Consider the following 14,900-nt stretch of genomic DNA (forward strand, 5'->3'; position numbering starts at 1 on the left):
GCTCAGCTCCACTCAGCGCTGTGCGAGCAGGTTCCACTTGTTCAGGATCGCCATGATCTGCTTGGCGTACTTGTCGCGCAACGCCGGTGTTTCGGAATGGTAAGAACCGACCGCCTGCCAGGTATTGCCGTATTTGTCCATTTGGCGTCGCAAGTGCCAAGCGGCGATGTAGACAGCCTTGCATGGTTCCATTAGCGTCTGGTGCGAGATGCCGTATGACGCGAGCTTAGGCAGGTGGATCGAGTTGATTTGCATCAGGCCATAGTCGGTCGAGCCGTTCGCGTTCTTGTGCAACGCGTCAGGCCGGTTGTGCGACTCCTGCCACGCGATCGCGCGCAGGATCAGTGGATTCACGTGATGATAGGCAGCCGCGTTGTCGAAGCAGTCCGCATGCGCGCGCGGCGACGTCAGCGCGAGTACGCTGGCGGCAAAGGCGATCGAGGTGACGGATCTCAGGTTCATCGTTTCGGACAGGAGCAGTTTCAAGGCGGCACCCGGCGTGTACAATGCGACCCCACAGCGCGCCGGCCCGTGCCGGCACGCGCGCTTTCGTGCCACTTCGTCGCTCATGTTAACGCATCGGGATGCCCGGTCTGGGGCGTGGCTTCGCGCCGGCACGCGTTACTGCGTGGCATGAAGCCGAGTTGCGCCGCGTGTGGCCCATCATCTGGCACGCTAGGCGGCGGAACTAGGCGTTTGCCCACAGAAGCGGCAGACGCAATCGTGCGCCGCCGGCATTTTTGCCATGGTGACGCATGCGTGCGCAAGTAAGGATCGGTTAGGGATAGCTTTTTGTCCGAATTCAACGAATGATCGTTCTTGTGATAGTTCAGACTTAAAAAGCTGTTAATGTTGCAACTTTGGCACTCCGTATGGCATCTTTGGCGGTGCCACACCAAGCTGCTTGCATAATTGATCGGGCTGAGCACGGCTCGGCCGGCGCCAAACACCACTATCCAATGACACAGAATCGTTTTCCTGCGCGACGCATGGCGCGTTCGTTGCTGGTCGCGGGTCTGATCGCCGTCGTGCTTGGGGCGTCCCCTGCTCGCGCGCAGGTCACCTTGAATTTCGTCGATGCCGATATTGACCAGGTCGCCAAGGCAATCGGCGCGGCGACCAACAAGACGATCATTGTTGATCCCCGCGTCAAAGGGCAATTGAATCTCGTTTCTGAGCAACCGGTGCCACGGGATCAGGCACTTAAGACGTTGCAGTCTGCGTTGCGGATGCAGGGTTTCGCTCTGGTGCAGGACCACGGGGTGCTGAAGGTCGTGCCGGAGGCGGATGCGAAGCTGCAAGGCGTGCCGACCTATATTGGCAACACCACGCCGGCCCGCGGCGACCAAGTGGTCACTCAGGTGTTCCAGCTGCGCAATGAGTCAGCGAACAACCTGCTGCCGGTGTTGCGGCCATTGATTTCGCCAAATAACCAAGTTGCCGCCTATCCGGCGAACAATACGCTGGTGGTGACCGACTACGCGGACAATGTGCGCCGTATCGGCCAGATTATCCGGGGCATCGACACGTCGGCCGGGGCGCAGGTGCAGATCGTGCCGCTGAAGAACGCCAGCGCAGTCGATGTCGCGCAACAACTGGGCAAGCTGCTCGACCCGGGTGCTATTGGGGGCACCGATGCGACGCTGCGCGTGAGCGTGAACGCCGACCCACGGACCAATTCGGTGCTGCTGCGCGCGGTGAGCCCGTCAAGGCTGGCGGCGGCAAAATCGCTGATTGCAACGCTGGACGCGCCGACGACGCAACCGGGCAATATCCACGTGGTACCGCTGCGCAACGCGGAAGCGGTACGCATGGCTAAGACGCTGCGCGGCATACTCGGACAGGGCGGCCGCGGCGCAATGGACTCGGAATCGCAAAGCAGCGGCGGCAAATCCGATTCGTTCGGCGGCAGTCTTGGCAGCTCCACCGGCGCCTCTGGGCTGCCACCGCTACCCTCGGGCTCGTCCAGTGCCATGAGCCGCAGCCCGCTGTCGGGCAGTGGCGGCGCTGGCGGATTTGGCTCCGGACAGTCGAGGGACCAGGGTTTCAGCGACAAGGGAAGTAGCAACGACGACAATGCGCAGGGTGGCATTGTGCAGGCCGACCCGGCTACCAATTCACTCATCATCACTGCGCCAGAGCCGTTGTACCGGAACATCCGCAACGTGATCGACCAGCTCGACCAGCGCCGCGCGCAGGTCTACATCGAAGCGGTGATCGTGGACATGAACGCGACCTCCGGCGCCAACCTCGGTATCCAATGGCAGGGCGCGCTGCTATCGAACAACGGCAACAATGGGTTGTATGGGGGCTCAAACTTCAATGCAAACGGCAGCCAAAGCATCGTCGGCTTGAGTGCCACCGGCGCCATCGTCGCGCAGGACCCGGCCACCGCGGCCGCACAGATTGGCCCGAACAACTTGCTCAACAACGGCCTGAACATCGGCCTGTTGCACCGCTTCGGTAAGGTCTTCGGCCTGGGCGGCCTGTTGCAGGCGCTGGCCACGAGCAGCGATACCAACATCCTGTCCACGCCTAACCTGATCACGCTGGACAATGAAGAAGCGCGGATCGTGGTCGGCCAAAACGTGCCGGTGGTAACCGGTTCATACGCGACGCCGACCGCTAATACGACGACCTCGGTCTCCGCGTTCAACACGTTTGATCGTCAGGACGTGGGTATCACGCTGCATATCAAGCCGCAGATCAGCGAGGGCGGCGTGCTCAAATTGCAGATCTACCAGGAGGATTCCGCCGTGCAACAAGGCACGCAGTCCAACCCTGGCGGTGTGTCGATCACCAAGCGCTCGATCCAGTCCACCGTGCTTGCGGACGACGGCGAGATCATTGTGCTCGGTGGCCTGATCCAGGACAACTACGCGAATGGCAATTCGAAGGTGCCGTGGCTGGGCAATATCCCGGTGCTCGGCAGCCTGTTCCGCAGCGAATCGAAGACGCGCACGAAATCAAACTTGATGGTGTTCCTGCGCCCGGTGATCGTGCGTGACCAGGCCACCAGTAGCCAGCTGGCGCTGGACCGCTACGAGTATTTGCGCGCCCAGCAGGCCGCATACCAATCGGATAACCGGATCGTCAAGGACCGCGAAACGCCGTTGCTGCCGCCCGCGCCGCTAGGGCCGAGCGAGGGAGGCGGGCCTGCGGCGAGCAACGTGTTCGATCTGCGCTCGGCATATGGCCGCGGTGGGCCGTACCATGGCAATGGAGCCGAGACGCGCGACAACGGCGCCGCGGCGGCGAGCGCGTCGCCACCTGTTGCCGTACCCGACGCGTCAGTCGGCAACGCCGATGCACCTGTGGGCGTCCCTGACGCGCCGGTTAGCCATGCCGATGCACCTGTGGGCGTCTCTGGCGTGCCGGTTAGCCATGCCGATGCACCTGTGGGCGTCTCTGGCGTGCCGGTTAGCCATGCCAATGCCCCTATGGGCACCCCTGACGCGCCGGCTAGCCATGCCAATGCACTGGTGGGCGTCCCCGACGCGTCAGCTGGTCATGTCCCTGCATCTGAGGGCGCGTCGCCTGCGCCAGCGTCGTCGGTCGATTCCACGGTGGCGCCCGGACAGCATCCGTGACGCCCGCCCTTTCTGTCCAGACAGGTCCGTCAATGCGTACCGTGACTGCTTCGAACGAAACCGTTGCCGAGCGCGAGCCACCGTCGCCGTTGGCCGCACGGCTGCTGCCTTACGCCTTCGCGCGCAGCGGCCAGATTCTGATCGCGCACCAGCACGCCAGCGCACTGGATGTCTGGATCAGCGAGCGCACCAGTGCCGCGGCGCTGGCCGAGGTGGCGCGCAACTTCGGTGCCCTGACGCTGACCCGCTTGCCGTCAGACGAATTGACGCAGGCAATCAACAGCGCGTACGCGCGGCAGGACGGCAGCGCCGCGCAGGTGGTCGGCGAGGTTGAGGGCGAAGTCGATTTGTCCAGGCTGATGCAGGACATTCCGGAGGTCGAGGATCTGCTCGAGTCCGAGGACGACGCGCCGATTATCCGGATGATCAATGCGCTGCTCACGCAGGCTGCGCGCGAAGGCGCGTCAGATATCCACATCGAGCCGTTTGAGAACACGTCGGTCGTGCGCTTTCGCGTGGACGGCACGTTGCGCGACGTGGTGCGGCCCAAAAAGGCGCTGCATGGCGCGCTGATCTCGCGCATTAAGATCATGGCGCAACTGGACATCGCCGAAAAGCGCCTGCCGCAGGACGGACGCATCACGTTGCGCGTTGGCGGGCGTGCGGTCGATGTCCGAGTATCGACGCTGCCCACCGGTCACGGTGAACGCGCGGTGCTGCGGTTGCTCGAGAAGGATGCGCAGCGACTGAACCTGGAGCGGCTGGGAATGGGCCCCGATACGCTTGCGCAATTCGACAAGCTGATTGGACGCCCGCATGGCATCGTGCTGGTGACTGGCCCGACCGGCTCGGGCAAGACCACGACGTTGTACGCGGCGCTGTCGCGGCTGGAGACCGAGACGTCGAACATCATGACGGTCGAGGATCCGATCGAGTACGACTTGTCCGGCATTGGGCAGACGCAGGTTAACGATCGCATCGGGATGAATTTTGCCCGCGCGCTGCGCTCAATCCTGCGGCAGGATCCGGACATCATCATGATTGGAGAAATCCGCGATCTAGAGACGGCGCAGATCGCGGTGCAGGCGTCGCTGACCGGGCACCTAGTGCTGGCCACGTTGCACACCAATGATGCGGCATCCGCGGTGACGCGGCTCACCGACATGGGCGTGGAGCCCTATCTGCTCGCTTCGAGCTTGCTAGGCGTGCTGGCGCAACGTCTGGTGCGCCAATTGTGTCCGGTATGCAAGCGACAGGGCGTCGACGATGGCCGCGTGCAGTGGCATCCGGTCGGGTGCGACAAGTGTGGCCACTGCGGCTATACCGGCCGCCGTGGCGTCTATGAACTGTTGCTAATTGATGACGCGATTCGCGCGCTGATTCACCGCAATGCATCGGATGCCGAACTGCTCCAACGCGCACGCGCGAGTGGCATGCGTACATTGCGCGAGGATGCCCAGCGCTGGCTCGACACCGGCGTGACCTCGCTCGAGGAAGTGCTGCGTGTGACCGGCGGGGAATAACACGGACCGCCTATGCCCGCTTTCCGATTCGAGGCGATCGACGCCACAGGCAAGTCGCAACGTGGCGTAGTCGAGGCCGACAGCGCGCGTGCCGCGCGTGCGCAACTGCGCACGCAAGGGCTGACGCCGCTGCTGGTTGAGGCCGCCGGCAGCCGCGTACGCGGCGAGCGCAACCAGCGGCTGGCATTCGGCCGCAAGCTGTCGCCGCGTGAACAGGCACTGTTCACGCGGCAGCTGGCCAGCCTATTGATCGCCGGGCTGCCGTTGGACGAAGCGCTCGGTGTGCTGACGGACCAGGCCGAGCGCGAGTACATCCGCGAGTTGATTGCTGCCATCCGTGCCGAAGTGCTCGGCGGTCAGTCGCTGGCCGGCGCGCTGGCGCAGCATCCGCGCGATTTCCCAGATATCTATCGCGCACTGGTGTCGGCTGGCGAGCATACCGGCAAGCTTGGGCTCGTGCTGTCCCGGCTGGCCGACTATATCGAGCAGCGCAACGCGCTGCGCTCAAAAATCCAACTCGCCTTCACCTACCCTGCCATTGTCACGCTGGTGGCGTTCGGCATAGTAACGTTCCTGCTCAGCTACGTGGTGCCGCAAGTGGTCAGCGTGTTCGCGAGCACGAAACAGCAATTGCCACTGCTAACGGTGATGATGATGTCGCTGTCCTCGTTCGTGCGGCACGGCTGGTGGGCGATTCTGTTGACCGTGGTGGTCACGATCTGGCTCGTGCGTCGCATCCTGCAGCAAAGCGGGCCGCGTCTGGCATTCGATCGCTGGTTGCTCGGCGCGCCGCTCGCCGGCAAGCTGGTGCGCAGCTATAACACGGTGCGCTTCGCGTCAACGCTCGGGATCTTGACTGCCGCTGGCGTGCCAATTTTGCGTGCGCTTCAGGCCGCCGGGGAAACCTTGAACAACCGTGCCATGCGCTCGCTGGTGGATGAGGCGATCGTGCGCGTGCGCGAGGGAACCTCGCTGTCACGCGCGTTGGGTAACACGCGCACCTTTCCGCCGGTGCTGGTGCATCTGATTCGCTCCGGCGAGGCGACGGGCGACGTGACGTCGATGCTCGAGCGCGCATCGGAAGGCGAGGCGCTAGAGCTGGAGCGGCGCACGATGTTCCTAACCAGCTTATTGGAGCCGCTTTTGATCCTCGCGATGGGCGGGGTGGTGCTCGTGATCGTGCTGGCGGTGATGCTGCCGATCATCGAGTTGAACAGCATGGTGGGCTGAGCGTCGCGGCGCGGCGGTGGTCGCCGCGCCATGGGGTTCATTGCCTGTGGTTTAACGCACGTAGATCGTCGGTTGGCCTTGGGCGTTGGGTGGCAGGAAGATTTCCGAGCGCCCGCCATTGCGTTCGACGACGATCGAGCGCTGCCGCACGGCGACGAGCTTCACACCCCGTGCAATCGGGCTGTTCAGCGATATCGCGCGGGCCGGGTCGGTGCCGTACGACACGATCGCGGCCGCGCCGTCGGCCAGCGCGAGGATGCCAAACAGGTGGATGTTGGCCGCCCGCGTGTCGCCGGCATGCGAGCCGAACAGGGTCGGAGCCGCGTTGATGGTGACCGGTAGACGGCCTGGCGCGGCGGCCTGAAGTGGCGCGGTGTCGCGGGAGCGAAGCGTGACGACCCAGTAAGTGACGGTCGCACACAGCACGGCGAACAAGGCAAGCGATGCAAGCCGCACCGCAAGGCGTTGAGTCAGGAAGTTCATAATAGATATTGTACGAGCTTATATGACATTGAGGAGAATGCATGACGCGCCGGATCGCAGCAGAGAGCATGGCGAGTGCATGCGTCATGGCGCCACGGGGGAGGGTGAAACGGCGGCCGCGCGGACCGGCCGCCCAGGCTGCGGCTTAAAATGGTTGCGGCACGAGACCGGTCGATGAGCGCCGACGCACCGGCGCGTCGCAACGGCTTTTTCCAGTCAATTCGAGTAACGAGGTAGGAATGCAATACGCAAGACCAACGATTCGCCGCCAGGCCGGCACGCCGGCGCGCCGCCAGCGTGGTTTCACGCTCATTGAGATCATGGTCGTGATCGCGATTCTTGGGATCCTGGCCGCCCTGGTGGTGCCCAAGATCATGAGTCGTCCCGACCAGGCACGCCGTGTGGCGGCGGGTCAGGATATCCATACGATCATGGATGCACTGAAGCTGTACCGGCTCGATAACGGCCGGTATCCGACACAGGAGCAAGGTTTGCGAGCGTTGATCCAGAAGCCGGCGACGGATCCGGTGCCAAACAATTGGAAGGAAGGGGGCTACCTCGAGAAGCTGCCAAATGACCCCTGGGGTAACCCGTACCAGTACCTGAACCCGGGCGTGCATGGCGAAATCGACGTGTTCAGCTATGGCGCCGATGGTAAGCCAGGCGGCGAGGGCAACGACGCTGACATCGGCTCGTGGCAGTAGTGCGCGAGCCGGCGCATCAGCGATGGCTCGCATGATGGGCGTGGCGATGATCGCCCGTCGTGCCGCGGTGTGCGGCGCCGGCCGCATGCCGCCGTGCCGAGGCGCGCGTGGGGTGGCCGGCTTCACGCTGCTGGAAATGCTGGTGGTGCTGGTGATCGCAGGCATCCTGATATCGATGGCGACGCTGACGACGACGCGCAATCCGCGCACGGATCTGAACGAGCAGGCGCAGCGGCTGGCGTTGCTGTTCGAGTCGGCCAGTGACGAGGCGCAGGTGCGTTCCCAGCCGATCGCTTGGGTGCCGGTGGCGGGCGGCTATCGCTTTGAGGCACGCACCGCGGATGGCTGGCGTGCCCTGCGTGACGACCTACTTGCGCCGCGTCGCTGGGACACGGAAGTGACCGGGGTGGCGATACATTATCTAGGCTCGGACGAGACGGCCAGCCGGATCGTGTTCGGGGTGGAGAGCATCGACACGCCGGTAGAGGTCACGCTTTATTCGGCGATCGGCCAGGTCAGCATCGTTGGCAATGGCAATGGCCGCTTCGAGGTGCGTTGAAATGAGGCGCGGCACACGGGGTTTCACGATGATCGAGGTGCTGGTCGCGTTGGCGATCATCGCGATCGCGCTTGCCGCATCGTTGCGTGCAGTCGGCGTACTGGCTGTCAATAGCAGCGAGTTGGATAAGCGCATGTATGCGGGCTGGAGTGCGGACAACGAACTGGCCAGGCTGCATTTGATGAAGGCGTGGCCCGATATCGGCTCGCGCACGTTTGACTGCTCGCAGGGCAATCTTGCGTTGACTTGCACGGAGCGGGTATCGGCCACCCCCAATCCGATCTTCCGGCGCGTCGAGGTGTTTGTCGCCACGCCGGGGCAGTCGGGCTACCTGGTGCAAATGGTTACGGTCATCGCCAATGAAACTGGCCGCTCGCTCTGACCGGCAGCGTGGCTTCACGCTGATCGAACTGCTGGTCGCGATCGCGATCCTGGCGGTGATCGCCGTGCTGTCGTGGCGCGGGCTAGATTCGATCATGCGCAGTCGCGAGGCGATCAGCCGCGCGATGGAGGACGAGCGCGTCCTGGCGCAGCTGTTTGACCAGATGCGCGCAGACGTTCGGCAGGCGGCCACCGATGACCAGGCGGGCACCGCGGCGGTGGCGATCGGCAATGGCGAGCTGCGCATCGTGCGCCTGCTCCTCGCCCAGGACAGTGCGCCACGGCTGCAAGTGGTGCGTTACCGGCTCGACAATGGGCGAATCATTCGTTTGGCGTCGCCGCCGATCGCCACGCAGGGACAATTGCGCAGTGCGCTGCGCGGCGGCGCCAAGGGCTGGAGCGAGGTGTCGCTGATCGGCGGTGTCGGCGCGATGCACATGCGTCTATTCGTGCCGCAAGTCGGCTGGACCCGCTCCATGGCCGACGTTGACGCGACCATCGCGAAGGGCATGAACAACCTGAGAATACCCGGCTTGAACGCCGCACCGTTGCTGCGCGCGGCCACGGGGCTGGAGGTGACGCTGCGTGCGCCGCAGGTCAGCGCACCGCTCACGCGTGTCCTATTGATCGGGGAATGACGATGCGCGCCCATCGCCGCCCAGACCGTCTACATTGTGCCCGGCCGCCACGGCGCACGCGCGCCGAGCGCGGTGCTGCGATCATCACGGCGCTGTTCGTGGTCGCGCTCGCGGCCATCTTGGTTTCCGGGATGCTGTGGCGGCAGCAGGTGCAGATCCGACGGATCGAGAACCAGCGGCTGCTGGCACAGGCGCGCTGGATTTCGCGCGGCGCGACCGATTGGACGCGGCTGATCCTGCGCAGCGAAGGTGACACCGCGCCGGGCTTCACGTACCTGGGTGGTATCTGGGGCGTGCCCATTGCACGCACGCGCCTGTCCGACTTCCTTGGCCAGATCGGCGAGGTACGTGCCGAGGAAGGGGCCGCAACGTACCTGTCCGGTTCGATCGAGGACGCGCAGGCACGCTTTAACTTGCGCAACTTGGCCACCATTCCACGCCCCGGCGTCATCGCGGTCGATTCGAACCAGTTGCTGGCGCTCCAGCGACTGCTGTCGTCGCTGGGATTGGATGGGCAATTGGCCGGCCGTGTCGCCAGTGCGGTGCGTGATAGCCTGGCGGGCTCCGCGACGCGCTTTCAGGTGAATGCACAGGCGCCGTTTGGCGCGAGTGGCACGCCCGCTCAGCAGGCAGCGGCCGGCTCGGCGATCGGCGGCGAGTTGACCGACAAGCCGGGACTCGAGGGCGGCGACGATGCGTCCGCGCGCCGGCCGATCCAGATGGTCGATGCAACCGCGCTGCTGGATGTGGCCGGGTTCACGCCGGAGATGGTCACGCGCCTTAAGCCGTTTGTGATCGTGCTGCCAACCCGCACGGTGCTCAACATGAATACCGCCAGCGCCGAAGTGATCGCCGCTAGCATACCGGGTATGTCGATCGGTGCGGCGCAAGCGCTGGTGGCGCGCCGCAGCACGGTGTTCTTTCGCAATACGGGTGAAGTGCAGCTCGCGTTACAGGCGGCCGGCATCCCCACGGTGGAGAAAAACCTGAACACGATTGGCGTCGACACGAACTACTTCATCGTGCATGGCAAAGTTCAGCATGAGCGCGCCGAATTGAACCGTACGACTTTGATATACCGCGACGCGTTGACCAAGACCACACGCGTTGTCAGTGTGAGGGACGAGTGATGCGCCAGCCCTGCGTCGCGATTTTTTGCCCTGCCATTCAACCCCGTCATCGAACGAGGACTGCTTCTTGACCACGCTGATTGTCCAACTGCCGCCGCGCGACCCGGCGGTGCCTTCGCAGGAATGGCAACTGCCGGATCTGCCGTTCCTATTGCTCGACAAGCGCGGCCGGACCCAGCGCGCTGGCCGCGCGTCGCTGGCGTTGCTGCCGCGCGCCACCCGTACCGTGCTGATGCTGGCTGCACGTGACCTGCTGATGCTGGCCGCGACAGTTCCGCCACTCAATGGGCCGCGCTTGCGCCAGGCACTGCCCAATGTCATCGAGGATCACCTGATCCAGGACCCGCAGACCTGCCACATCGCGCTCGATCCGGCCGGGCCGATCGACGGCAAGCGGGTGATCGCCGCGATCGACCGCGGCTGGTTCCGCTTCATCTGTGATGCGTTTCGCAGCGCCGGCCATACCTCGCTGCGTGCGGTGCCGGTCACGCGATGCCTGCCGCAACCGGGCGCTGTGCAGCACGCGCTGGACGCGCTCGACTCGCAAGCTGCCGCCGGCGCGGCACTGCCCCGGGCCGCGGCCGATGGTGGCGGCGCGGACCCGTCCAATGCTGAGGCGGGCGATGAAACGGGCGTTCCTGCGCATTTGCCAATTGTCGCCGCGATCCTCGGCGATGTCGTGCGCACGCAGCCGGCCGCGCTGCTCGGCGAACCGGGCGAGCTGGCTGGCGCGCTCGGGCCGCATTGGGAGTTGGCGCTGGCGCGCGGCGCGCTAGGCGAGGGATTTGCGGTACCGGTTGATGCGCTGGAGCCGACGCTTGCCGCCCTGGCCGCCGATGCGCCGGTGACCCTTTACCGGCTCACCGGGGTGCCGGGTAGCGAGCCGCATGCCGGCCGTGGTGGCAATGACGCGACGGCGCCGGCCAGCCATATCGAGGCCCTGCCGCTGACGTTCGAGACGCTGGCACGCAACGCACTGGCGCAGGACTTTGACCTATGCCAGTTCGAATTCGCGCCGCAATTGTGGAACCTGTCCGGCGCCACGCTCGCGCGCTGGCGTTTGCCGATCGCGCTCGCGCTCGCGTCGATCGTCGTCGCGGTAATCGGCGTGAACGTGCAATGGCTGATGCTGGCGCGCCAGCGTGATGCAATCAATGCGCAGATGACCGAGTTGTTGCTCAGCGCCTTTCCAAAAACCACGGTTGTGCTCGATCCGGCCGATCAGATGACGCGGCAACTGGATCAGTTGCGGCTGGCTGCCGGCGAGCCGGCGCCGGACGATTTCCTGTCGCTGGCCGATGCACTTGCCCGCTCGCTGGGACCCGTGCCGTCCAATACGATCGTGCAGCTGGACTATCGCAACCGCTCGCTGGAGGTGACATTCAAGCCGTCGGTCGTTGTCGACAACGGGCTGACGCAGCGCCTGGCTCGCAATGGCGTAGCGGGCGAGATGGACACCAGCACTGGCAAATGGACAATCAGGAGTGCGCGATGAAAAGCAAAAGCGCCGTAGCGACGGTTTTGGGCGATTTTTGGGACGAGCGTGCGCCACGCGAGAAAAAGCTGATCACCATTGGCGGCGCTGTGCTGGCACTGATTATGCTGTATTCGGTGGCGTTGGACCCCGCGCTGAGTGGCCGCGCAAAACTGCGCGCTGAGTTGCCCGCGATGCAGCGTCGTCTGGCGCAGATGACGGCCGACGCGAGCGAGGCCCATATACTCGCCGCGCAGGCGCGAGGCAGCGCGCCCACCGGCAATGCGCTTAAGGAGGCGTTGGCCGCGTCGCTCGCGCAACGCGCACTGGTGGCGACACAGTTGAGCGTGGCCGGCCCCAACGTCCAGCTTCAATTGAAGAACGCGCAGTTCGGCAGTTGGGTGGCGTGGCTGGACGACGTGCGCCGGCAATTTAAGGTCAAGGCTTCGGAGGCGCATGTCATGGCATTGAAGGACGATGGCCAGGTGGATGTCACCGCGACGCTGCAGCCGGCTAAGACGAAATAATCCAACGGACCCACGATGTTTTTTTTCTGGCACCGGATCGCGCGCATCCTACCTTGGATCGTTGCGGGCGGCCTGGCGGTGCTCATCACGCTGTTATGCATCGCGCCCGCCGCATGGATCACGCCGCAGTTCGGGCGGGCCACCGGCGGGCATGTCAACCTGGTGGACCCGTCCGGTTCGCTGTGGCATGGGTCGGCCACGCTGCTGCTGGCTCCCGGCAGCGATCGTGCCAATTCGACACTGCTGCCCGGCCGGATTGAATGGCACACCGCCTTTTGGCCGCTGCTTGGCGGGCGTTTGCACATGACGCTGCAGCATACCGAAGCGATGCCCCAGCCGGTCACGTTGGACGCGTCGCGCAGCCAGGCCGTGCTCGGCGCCGGTTCGCTGGCGTTGCCCGCCACGTTGCTCGCAGGTCTGGGCGCACCGTTCAATACGCTGGATTTGCAAGGCGACGTGCGCTTGTCCTGGACCGACATGCGCGTGCTGAACCAGCAGGCGTATGGACAGCTCACCGTGCTGCTGACCGACATGGCCTCGCGTGTGTCGCCGGTTCGGCCGCTTGGCAGCTATCGTGTCACGCTACTTGCGCAAGGCCCAGCGGCGACGCTGCAACTGGCGACGCTGAGCGGCCCGCTGCAACTGGGCGGCGCCGGGCAGTGGCAGCGAGGGCGCTTCGCGTTCAATGGCGCCGCCCGTTCGACGAGCGAGGCCCGCGGTAGTCTGGCCGGGCTGCTGAACCTGCTGGGTCGCCGCATCGATGACGTGACATACGCGATCACCTTTGCGCGCTAAAGCCACGCGTTGAACCTTTCGTCGCGGCGTGACGATCTGGCTAAGCATCGCCGTCGTGCTGTCGCCGGCCCGCCCGAGCGCTTGCAGCGCGTCGCGATAGGCGTGCGTATGCGCGTATTGGCCGGATAGGCTTCACCGATTCCCGTAAACTCCTGTAACGTGAGTGGCCACGCGGGTAAGGCGCCGGCGTATCGCGCGGTTTATGCTGCGCATTGCGCGGCAGGCCGCTCCACGAGCCGAGCACCGCATCCGGTTACAGGAATGTCAATGCATTTGGACTTTTGCGATTTTCCGGCGGTGCGCCGTGGCGCCGCTGTGCCATACCGTGCTCCTGTTCTACGCTGCGCGCTGGCGCTCGCCCTACTGCTCACCGGCTGCGTGGTGGGTCCCGACTACACGCGTCCGGGCGTCACGGTACCGGCGAGCTTCAAGGAGGCCACGCCCGGCTGGAAAGTGGCGCAACCCGCCGATCATCAAGACCGTGGCAATTGGTGGGTCATCTATCGCGATACGCAACTGGACACCTTGATGGACCGGCTTAATGCCGCAAATCAGACCGTCGCGCAGTTCGCCGCGGCTTACCGGCAGGCGCGCGCGCTGACTGCCGAGGCGCGTGCAAGCGGGTTCCCGATCCTCAGCGGGTCAGCCGCCGGCAGCCGTGCCGGATCAGGCAGCGCGTCACGCAGCACGACGACAAGCGGGGTGGCGAGCGGCGGCTCGCGCGTATCGAACCGTTTTAGCACGTCGCTGGACGCCTCATGGGAGGCGGACCTGTGGGGCGGCATTGCCCGTGCGGTGGCGGCGCAGAAGGCCGGGCAGCAAGCGGCTGCGGCCGCGCTCGCCAATGCGCGACTGTCCGCGCAGGCGACGTTGGCACAGCATTATTACCTGCTGCGCACGTCGGACGCACAACAAAAGGTGCTCGACGAAACCGTGGCTGCGTATCAGCGCACGCTCGAGTTGACTCAAAACCAATACAAGCAGGGCATCGTGCCGCGCTCGGACGTGATCCAGGCGCAAGCACAATTGCAATCGGCGCAATCCGCCGCGCTCGGCAACGGTATTGCCCGGGCACACTATGAGCACGCCATCGCCGTGCTAGTCGGCGAGCCTGCCTCGACGTTTTCGCTGCCGCCCACACCGCTTGACGTGACCCCGCCGGCGATCCCCGTATCGTTGCCCAGCGCGCTGCTCGAGCGCCGCCCGGATGTCGCGTCCGCCGAGCGCAAGGCTGCCGCGGCCAACGAGCAGATCGGCGTGGCGATGGCCGCGTTTTTCCCATCGCTGACGTTGTCGGCGCAAGGAGGATTCTCCAGTTCGGTGCTGGCACAATTGATGCGGGCGCCGTCGCGGTTCTGGTCACTCGGCCCGGAGTTGGCCGCGACGCTTTTTGATGGAGGCCTGCGCAGCGCGAAACTTGATGCGGCACGTGCCGCCTACGACGAGCAGGTCGCGGTGTACCGGCAGACCGTGCTGGCGGCGCTCCAGGATGTCGAGGACAACCTGACCTCGCTGCGGATCTTAGCGCAGCAAATCGCGCTGCAGCAAGCCAGCGTCGATTCGGCCCAGCAGGCGCTGGATATCGTGCTCAACCAATACAAGGCCGGCACTGTCGCGTACTTGTCGGTGCTCACCGCACAGGCGAGCCTGCTGTCTGCGCAGCAGACGCTGCAGTCGCTGGCTGGCCAGCGCATGACCGCGTCGGTCGGACTGATCAAGGCGCTCGGCGGTGGCTGGGACGTTGCGCGACTCGATAGCGAAGCTGGGTCGGTGGCGGCGCCGACCGCCGCCTCCGAGGTTTCACGCAGCTGATGCCGGCACGGCTTGACGGGCGGCGCGCCGTGGCATGCGCGCAGTGCCACGCTT

At 64.9% G+C, this 14,900-nt stretch carries 14 protein-coding genes; 12 read left to right on the forward strand and 2 right to left on the reverse strand.

Features of this window, described 5'->3' with window-relative positions; genetic code table 11:
* Positions 1 to 12 precede the first annotated feature (12 nt).
* Entirely contained in the window at positions 13 to 462 is a 450-nt protein-coding gene (locus IHE30_RS12755) for a lytic transglycosylase domain-containing protein (protein WP_337691135.1), read from the reverse strand.
* A gap of 497 nt (positions 463 to 959) precedes the next feature.
* On the opposite strand from IHE30_RS12755, the gene gspD reads away from it, so the two are divergent.
* The 3 genes from gspD to gspF are packed head-to-tail and all read left to right on the forward strand — an operon-like array spanning position 960 to position 6,343.
* Complete coding sequence (gene gspD / locus IHE30_RS12760; protein ID WP_337691088.1) at positions 960 to 3,590, forward strand: type II secretion system secretin GspD; 2,631 nt, start codon at positions 960 to 962, stop codon at positions 3,588 to 3,590.
* Positions 3,591 to 3,622: 32 nt separating this feature from the next.
* Complete coding sequence (gene gspE, locus IHE30_RS12765) at positions 3,623 to 5,113, forward strand: type II secretion system ATPase GspE (protein WP_337691090.1); 1,491 nt, start codon at positions 3,623 to 3,625, stop codon at positions 5,111 to 5,113.
* A gap of 12 nt (positions 5,114 to 5,125) precedes the next feature.
* The gene (gspF, locus tag IHE30_RS12770; protein ID WP_337691092.1) at positions 5,126 to 6,343 is read left to right on the forward strand and encodes a type II secretion system inner membrane protein GspF; all 1,218 of its coding nucleotides are present in this window, start codon (positions 5,126 to 5,128) and stop codon (positions 6,341 to 6,343) included.
* A gap of 51 nt (positions 6,344 to 6,394) precedes the next feature.
* On the opposite strand, the gene IHE30_RS12775 is transcribed toward gspF, so the two are convergent.
* Positions 6,395 to 6,826, reverse strand: coding sequence for a hypothetical protein (locus tag IHE30_RS12775; RefSeq protein ID WP_337691094.1), 432 nt, complete (start codon positions 6,824 to 6,826; stop codon positions 6,395 to 6,397).
* A 239-nt stretch (positions 6,827 to 7,065) separates the two neighbouring features.
* Here IHE30_RS12775 and gspG point away from each other — a divergent pair, with 239 nt between their 5' ends.
* From gspG to IHE30_RS12820, 9 genes are all read left to right on the forward strand, one after another.
* Positions 7,066 to 7,530 (forward strand): type II secretion system major pseudopilin GspG, encoded by a 465-nt coding sequence (gspG, locus tag IHE30_RS12780; RefSeq protein WP_337691096.1) that lies wholly within the window; start codon positions 7,066 to 7,068, stop codon positions 7,528 to 7,530.
* The gene (locus IHE30_RS12785) at positions 7,478 to 8,089 is read left to right on the forward strand and encodes a GspH/FimT family pseudopilin (RefSeq protein ID WP_337691136.1); all 612 of its coding nucleotides are present in this window, start codon (positions 7,478 to 7,480) and stop codon (positions 8,087 to 8,089) included. The genes gspG and IHE30_RS12785 overlap by 53 nt, the downstream gene beginning before the upstream one ends.
* Positions 8,061 to 8,471: a type II secretion system minor pseudopilin GspI gene (gene gspI, locus IHE30_RS12790; RefSeq protein ID WP_337691097.1), complete on the forward strand. Its 411-nt coding sequence runs from the start codon at positions 8,061 to 8,063 to the stop codon at positions 8,469 to 8,471. The genes IHE30_RS12785 and gspI overlap by 29 nt, the downstream gene beginning before the upstream one ends.
* Positions 8,449 to 9,108: a PulJ/GspJ family protein gene (locus IHE30_RS12795; RefSeq protein ID WP_337691098.1), complete on the forward strand. Its 660-nt coding sequence runs from the start codon at positions 8,449 to 8,451 to the stop codon at positions 9,106 to 9,108. Before gspI ends, IHE30_RS12795 begins: the two co-directional genes overlap by 23 nt.
* Entirely contained in the window at positions 9,105 to 10,238 is a 1,134-nt protein-coding gene (gspK, locus tag IHE30_RS12800; protein ID WP_337691100.1) for a type II secretion system minor pseudopilin GspK, read from the forward strand. The genes IHE30_RS12795 and gspK overlap by 4 nt, the downstream gene beginning before the upstream one ends.
* Before the next feature lie 67 nt (positions 10,239 to 10,305).
* Positions 10,306 to 11,733: a type II secretion system protein GspL gene (gene gspL, locus IHE30_RS12805; RefSeq protein ID WP_337691102.1), complete on the forward strand. Its 1,428-nt coding sequence runs from the start codon at positions 10,306 to 10,308 to the stop codon at positions 11,731 to 11,733.
* Positions 11,709 to 12,239: a type II secretion system protein M gene (locus IHE30_RS12810; RefSeq protein WP_337691104.1), complete on the forward strand. Its 531-nt coding sequence runs from the start codon at positions 11,709 to 11,711 to the stop codon at positions 12,237 to 12,239. Before gspL ends, IHE30_RS12810 begins: the two co-directional genes overlap by 25 nt.
* 15 nt (positions 12,240 to 12,254) lie before the next feature.
* Complete coding sequence (locus tag IHE30_RS12815) at positions 12,255 to 13,034, forward strand: type II secretion system protein N (RefSeq protein ID WP_337691105.1); 780 nt, start codon at positions 12,255 to 12,257, stop codon at positions 13,032 to 13,034.
* Between the two features lie 267 nt (positions 13,035 to 13,301).
* Positions 13,302 to 14,846 carry an efflux transporter outer membrane subunit gene (locus tag IHE30_RS12820; RefSeq protein WP_337691107.1) on the forward strand — a complete coding sequence of 515 codons (1,545 nt, stop codon included), beginning with the start codon at positions 13,302 to 13,304 and terminating at the stop codon, positions 14,844 to 14,846.
* Positions 14,847 to 14,900 lie beyond the last annotated feature (54 nt).

The sequence above is a fragment of the Mycetohabitans sp. B46 genome (assembly GCF_037389205.1).
Classification (GTDB): Bacteria; Pseudomonadota; Gammaproteobacteria; order Burkholderiales; family Burkholderiaceae; genus Mycetohabitans.

Excerpts from the sequence above, each read along its gene's own strand:
- IHE30_RS12755 (WP_337691135.1), bottom strand. The coding sequence starts at position 462 with ATGAACCTGAGATCCGTCACCTCGATCGCCTTTGCCGCCAGCGTACTC.
- gspD (WP_337691088.1), top strand. The coding sequence starts at position 960 with ATGACACAGAATCGTTTTCCTGCGCGACGCATGGCGCGTTCGTTGCTG.
- gspE (WP_337691090.1), top strand. The coding sequence starts at position 3,623 with ATGCGTACCGTGACTGCTTCGAACGAAACCGTTGCCGAGCGCGAGCCA.
- gspF (WP_337691092.1), top strand. The coding sequence starts at position 5,126 with ATGCCCGCTTTCCGATTCGAGGCGATCGACGCCACAGGCAAGTCGCAA.
- IHE30_RS12775 (WP_337691094.1), bottom strand. The coding sequence starts at position 6,826 with ATGAACTTCCTGACTCAACGCCTTGCGGTGCGGCTTGCATCGCTTGCC.
- gspG (WP_337691096.1), top strand. The coding sequence starts at position 7,066 with ATGCAATACGCAAGACCAACGATTCGCCGCCAGGCCGGCACGCCGGCG.
- IHE30_RS12785 (WP_337691136.1), top strand. The coding sequence starts at position 7,478 with ATGGTAAGCCAGGCGGCGAGGGCAACGACGCTGACATCGGCTCGTGGC.
- gspI (WP_337691097.1), top strand. The coding sequence starts at position 8,061 with ATGGCAATGGCCGCTTCGAGGTGCGTTGAAATGAGGCGCGGCACACGG.
- IHE30_RS12795 (WP_337691098.1), top strand. The coding sequence starts at position 8,449 with ATGAAACTGGCCGCTCGCTCTGACCGGCAGCGTGGCTTCACGCTGATC.
- gspK (WP_337691100.1), top strand. The coding sequence starts at position 9,105 with ATGACGATGCGCGCCCATCGCCGCCCAGACCGTCTACATTGTGCCCGG.
- IHE30_RS12810 (WP_337691104.1), top strand. The coding sequence starts at position 11,709 with ATGGACAATCAGGAGTGCGCGATGAAAAGCAAAAGCGCCGTAGCGACG.
- IHE30_RS12815 (WP_337691105.1), top strand. The coding sequence starts at position 12,255 with ATGTTTTTTTTCTGGCACCGGATCGCGCGCATCCTACCTTGGATCGTT.
- IHE30_RS12820 (WP_337691107.1), top strand. The coding sequence starts at position 13,302 with ATGCATTTGGACTTTTGCGATTTTCCGGCGGTGCGCCGTGGCGCCGCT.